Genomic DNA, 6,690 nt, shown 5'->3' on the forward strand with positions numbered 1-6,690 from the left:
ATTGTACCCGAATAAAAAGAAAAGCTATGTTTAAAAAAGTTCTTGTCGCCGAAGATTTTGACAGCATTAATATTGCAGTAAATCAAACCCTAACTAGTTTAGCTGTTACCGAAATACACCACGCAAAATATTGCGATGATGCCTTATTGAAAATAAAGAAAGCGTTGCAAGACAATGAACCCTATGAATTATTAATAAGTGATTTATCTTTCAAGAAAGACCAGCGAAAAGTAAAGCTTACCTCTGGCGAAGAGCTTATAGAGAAAGTAAAAGAAATACAACCCGACATTAAAGTAATCGTCTACTCTATTGAGGATAAAAATTTTCGAGTAAAATCATTATTCCACAACCTCAACGTAAATGCTTATGTTCACAAAGGAAGAAAAAGCATCACCGAACTAAAAACGGCAATAAAAACGCTATTCAAAGACGACAAAAACTATATTTCACCCGACTTTGCTCACATTCTACAAGACAAAGTGATTCATGAGATAGACAATTTCGATGTGCAACTCATCAAGCAACTCTCCATTGGTGTAGCTCAAGATCAAATAGAAACTAAATTCAAAGAACTAGGCATCACACCCAACAGTAAAAGCGCCATCGAAAAAAGAATAGGCAAACTAAAAGACTATTTTAAAGCAAACAACACAGTGCATCTTATTGCGATTGCTAAGGATTTGGGTATAGCGTAGTTGCACTTCGTTGGTTCGAGTGTTTTTTGTGCAGTGAAGATGAGCAAAAAATATTTCGAGAACTTTTTTTTTATCTTTAGTAAAATTTCAATTAACTAACAAACAGTTATTTAAACAATTAATTACTATTATTTTTATCTCTTTACGGTTTTCCGTAATGAATGCTATTTTATTGGTTATACTTTTGACGCAATAGTCAAAAAAGCAGAAAAAATAAAAAAAATTAGTTCTACTTGGAAAGAATAGTAAATAATAAGGAGAAAAATTCATCCAATCGAAACACTTTTGACTAATCTGTTTTCATCAGAAATATTTGATAGCAATTCGAAGTAGTAACAGTACCATTGATCATAAAAATTTAATATGAAGATAAAGTTTTTTACCCTAATTTTAACGTTGTTTATATTTAGTTGCTATGGACAAGTAATAAAATGTAAAACTACAGGATTTGCCTTTCGAAGTAAAGACGAAACAACAGATTTATGGTCTAAATGGTCTGAATTTGAAGCTGTTGAAATATTGCTAACAGTAGATGGTGATAATAACAGAATCAAAATATTTAGCAAACAAGAACAAGTTTATGACATTATTAAAACCTATGAATCAGTTATCGATGATGATGGAGATAAAACATCAAAATGGTTATGTATAAACGAAGATGGTTTAAAATGTTTTATCAGACTTGTTAAATTAAACTCTCAAGAAGGCCGTAATCAAATATATGTTGATTTTGATGATTTAATGTTTGCCTACAATATTTACCGATTAGATTAAAACATTGAGTTTAAGATTCTTTTAAATAATTACCAGTGAATACCTAAAAATCAATTTAAAAATATTGAAACAAGTAACAAAAATGATAAAACTTTACACTCAAATTCTTCTATTTTTAAATTGTTTAACAGCATTTGGAATTACAACTTTACCACCAACAGCAACAATTTCTGGAGGAACAACACTGTGCCAAAATGCAACTGGAAGCGTTATAACTTTTACTGGAAGTGGTGGAACTGCTCCGTATACCTTTACTTATACTGTTACAGGTGTTTCTGGTAATCAAACCATAGTAACATCTGGAACTAACAATACGGTTACACTTCCAATAGTTACTTCTGCAGCCGGAACTTTTACTTATACTTTGGTAAGTGTTTCGGATAGTACTAATATACCTCAAACAGAAACAGGAAATACTACAGTAGTTGTTAATGCATTACCAACTACTCCCACAATTTCTTCAAATGGAACTACAACTTTCTGCGAGAATGGAAATGTATTATTGTCAACTCAAAGTGTTAATGGGTTTACTTATCAGTGGAATTTGAATGGTGCCATCATCCCAAACGCTACTTTATCAAATTATTCAGCAATTGTTGGTGGAAATTATACAGTTACAGTTACTAACTCAAATGGTTGTTCTTCAACATCTACACCTATTTCTGTGACAGTTTATCCTGAAATTGAACCAATTTTAGGACCTGGAAATTCTAATACAAATATGGTGACATTTCAAAATCAAATATATTTCACAAGATGCATTAGTAATGCAACTGGAGTAATTAACTTGGTAAATCAAACATTAAATCAAAGTCAAGTTACTTCTTACACAATTAATTGGGGCGATGGAAGTTCCGTGTTAAATTTATCTAATTTTAATACAAACCAAAATCATACTTATTCACAAGGATTTTACACTTTAAATATTTCCTTAACAACTAATCAAGGTTGTACTTATAGTAAAAATTATGGTATTTTCGTTGGAAATTCTCCTTCTGGCTCGTTAGGTAATCCAGGTAATTTGTCAGGTTGTAGTCCAAAGACCATAGTTTTCCCAATTATAGCACCAGCAGAAAATGTCCCTGGCACACAATACATTATAGATTTTGGTGATGGGCAAAATATAACATACACACATCCTAACGCACCTGCCTCTGTATCGCACACATACAATACTACTTCATGTGGAAATATTCCATCTGGCGCTGGAAATATACCTAATTCTTTTGTTGCCTCAATGACCATCACAAATCCTTGTTTTCCTGCAGCATTTACAACAGTTGGTCCAATTATAATAAATTCACCACCAACACCGAATTTTACAATTTCACCTAACCCAGGTTGTATTAATTCAAGTATAACCTTATTAAACACTTCAAATCCCGGATCCATTATTGGTCAGAGCGGTTGTAATTCTTCACCTTCTCTTTATTGGACAATTTCTCCAGCATCTGGTTGGACAGCTACTGGATTGGGAAGTAATGGTGGAAATGCTAACGATATTGACAGTTGGAGCAATGGATTAAATGCTCCAACGATAAATTTTAGTAGTTCTGGAAGTTACACGATAACACTTTATATTGGTAATAGTTGTGACATTAAAACCATTTCCAAAACCATCTGCATCGAACCACCATTAACACCAACATTCACACTAAACACAACTAATGGCTGTGCACCATTATCAGTTACAGCTACAAATACAACAAACACAACCAACTCTTGCAATACTCCAACTTATCTTTGGCAAGTCACTTACAGTGCTGGTTTCTGTGGAACCAGTATAACTCCAATTCCCAACCAAACATCTGCCAATGCAAACTTTAATTTTGTAGAAGCAGGTACATATCTTATTAAATTAACGATGACTAATTCATGTGGTACATTCACTTCTACACAAACAGTTATTGTCAAAAAACCACCCACGGTTTCCATAGCACCATTAACAACTTTCTGTGGAAATGCGACAATAAACCCAGTTGCAACGGTAACTAATTGCGCGCCTTCCGGCTCAACACTAACCTACGCGTGGAGTTTTCCTGGTGGAAATCCATCAACGGCCAACACATCAACTCCAGGAGCAATAAACTATCCAACTTCTGGTAGTTATGCGGTTTCATTGATTGTTACCAACGAATGTGGCGCATCAAATACTGCAATGCAAACATTAGTAATAAATCAATCACCAGTAATTACTAATACCAATTTAAGTCAGACCATTTGCTCTGGTACAGCCACAACTCCTGTAAATTTAACGACCAACCCTTCATCTGCTACATTCTCTTGGACTGCAACCGCAACAGCTGGGATTTCTGGATTTATTCCTTCTGGAACTACCTCCACAATACCAACTCAAACAATTTCGACTACAAGTAATTCGGTAGGAACGGTTACTTATGTTATTACTCCAACCATTGGAACTTGTACCGGAGCAAGTGTCAGTTACATTATAACTGTTAATCCTGCTGCGCAAGTTAACCAGCCAACCGCTTTAGTAGTTTGCAATGGAAATTCAATAACTCCAAACATTTTTAGCACAACGAATACTACAGCTGGTACGACATATAATTGGACCAACTCAAATGGATCAATTGGTCTTGCGACTTCTGGCAATGGAAACATTCCAACATTTACTGCAATAAATACAACCAACACTCCAATTATTGCAACAATTACCGTAACTCCTTCATTTTCTGGCGGAAGTGCAGTTTGTAACGGAGTAGCTAAATCATTTACAATTACAGTTAATCCAACCGGACAAGTAAATCAGCCAAATAATGTAACGAGTTGTGATGGAACCGCAGTTTCGGTAAATTTCTCTACTCTCAATTCAGGTGGTACGACAAGTTACACTTGGACAAACGATACAACATCAATTGGATTACCTTCATCGGGAACTGGAAATCTAAATTTTACTGCTACTAATTCAACGAACGCTCCAATAACTGCAACAATTACGGTTACGCCAACTTACACTATTGGAACTGTAAATTGTGCTGGAACATCCAAAACTTTTACAATTACAATTAATCCATCAGCTCAGGTAAATCAGCCTACAGCAATTTCAGTTTGTAACGGAAGTACAATTCCAACAACAAACTTTTCTACACAAAACACATCAGGAACAACAACGTATACTTGGACAAATTCCAATCCTTCAATTGGATTAGCTGCTTCTGGAAGTGGAGATATTCCTTCGTTTACAGCAGTAAATAATGGCACAGCAATTTTAAATGCAACAATAATTGTAACTCCAACAATTGTAATAGGTGGTAATTCTTGTAGCGGAACAACAAAACAATTTATAATTTCGGTTTTACCCAATGCGAGTTTAGTTGCTACAACAAATAAGGTAATCTGTAACGGAAGCGCTTCAACAGCGATAACTTTTTCTAGCACAACAACCGGCGGAACAACCTCGTACACTTGGACAAATGACAATCCAAGTATTGGCTTAGCAGCATCTGGAAATGGAAATATACCAATTTTTACAGCAATTAATACAGGATTATCTCCAATAACAGCTTCTATTTCGGTGACTCCTTCATTTACAAATGGAAGTTTAACCTGCTCAGGTGCACCACAAACTTTTACTATTACAGTAAATCCATCAGCGCAAGTAAATAGCATAACCAATGTTGAAGTTTGTAATGGAAATTCAATACCCGCAACGGTATTTTCAACTAGTAATTTAGTTGGAACTACTACATATTCTTGGACTAATTCTAACTCAACTATTGGATTAGCAACAAGTGGAAATGGAACAATTCTTGGTTTTACAGCTAACAATTCTACTTCAACAGCATTAACAGCAACCATTACTGTTACACCTACTTTTACCCATTTAGGTGTTAGTTGTACTGGACCTAGCAAAACATTCACTATAAAAGTTAATCCAAGTCCAATTGCGACTATTTCGGGAACTGTTAGTGTCTGCTTAAATGCTCCAAATCCACAAATTACTTTCACTGGATCATCTGGAAATGCACCATATACATTTACTTATAATTTAAATGGCGGAACCAGTCAAACAATTACAACATCATCTGGAAATAGTGTTTCAATAAATGCACCTACGGATACAGTAGGAACATTAACTTATAATTTAATTAATGTTCAAGATTCTAATGCTACATCTTGTGTAAATACACTCTCACAATCGGCGATTGTTACTGTAAATAACGCACCAACAATAAACACACAACCATTACCAACACAAAGCATTTGCGTAGGCGGATCAATTACAAATCCTTTGTCTGCTACCTTCGTAAACGGAACTGGAACAGCAAGTTACCAATGGTTTTCCAATACTACCAGTTCCAATTCAAACGGAACTTCAATTTCTGGTGCTACAAGTGCCACTTATACTCCACCAGTTTTCAATAGTGCTGGAACATTTTATTATTATGTCGTTATAAATTTTACTGGAAACGGTTGTGGAAGTGTAACAAGTGCTGTGGCAAGTGTCGATGTATTGCCAGATCCAATTGTTTCTACTCAGCCATTACCAACCCAGACACTTTGTCAAAACGAGACACCCACAAATTTAACAGTAACAGCAACTGGCGGAACTGGAACTTTCAACTATCAATGGTTCAGCACAACAACTGCCACAACAACCGGCGGAACTGCTGTTGGAACAAATTCTCCAATTTTTACACCACCAACAAATACTGTTGGAACATCATACTATTATTGTGCAATAACACAAACAGGTATTGGATGTTCAGCGACAAGTAATTCTGCAGCAGTAATTGTAAACCCATCGCCAACAATTGCGAATCAGCCAATTTCAAGTACGGTTTGCCAAAACGGAACACCAACATCATTATCGTACACTTATAATAATGGAGTTGGAACACCAACATATCAATGGTTTTCGAATACGACAAATTCAAATACTGGTGGAAGTTTAATTCCAAGTGAAACTAGTTCGACGTTTACTCCACCATCAACTACAACAGGAATTTTTTATTATTATGGTGTTATTACATTTCCAGCTTTAGTTGGAAGTTGTTCTAGTGTTTCCACAAATGTTGCCGTTATAACTATAAATCCTCAAAGTACAATTGACACGCAACCAGTACCAACACAAAGCATTTGCGTAGGCGGATCAATTGCAAATCCATTATCAGTTACCTTCGTAAACGGAACTGGAACGGCCAGTTACCAATGGTTTTCCAATACTACCAGTTCCACTACAGGAGGAACTTCAATTTCT

Annotated in this window: 3 protein-coding genes; all 3 read left to right on the forward strand. The window is 35.3% G+C overall.

Features of this window, described 5'->3' with window-relative positions; translation table 11 throughout:
• Positions 1 to 695, forward strand: a 695-nt coding sequence (locus DIU01_RS06775; protein ID WP_367221812.1) for a response regulator transcription factor, incomplete at its 5' end; no start/stop codon positions are given.
• A 363-nt stretch (positions 696 to 1,058) separates the two neighbouring features.
• On the forward strand, positions 1,059 to 1,469 hold the full coding sequence (locus DIU01_RS06780; protein WP_290832788.1) for a hypothetical protein: 411 nt from the start codon (positions 1,059 to 1,061) through the stop codon (positions 1,467 to 1,469).
• An 82-nt stretch (positions 1,470 to 1,551) separates the two neighbouring features.
• Positions 1,552 to 6,690 (forward strand): PKD domain-containing protein (locus DIU01_RS06785; RefSeq protein ID WP_290832790.1); only part of this gene is annotated, 5,139 nt, incomplete at its 3' end.

This window comes from Flavobacterium sp. (assembly GCF_003525665.1).
Classification (GTDB): Bacteria; Bacteroidota; Bacteroidia; order Flavobacteriales; family Flavobacteriaceae; genus Flavobacterium.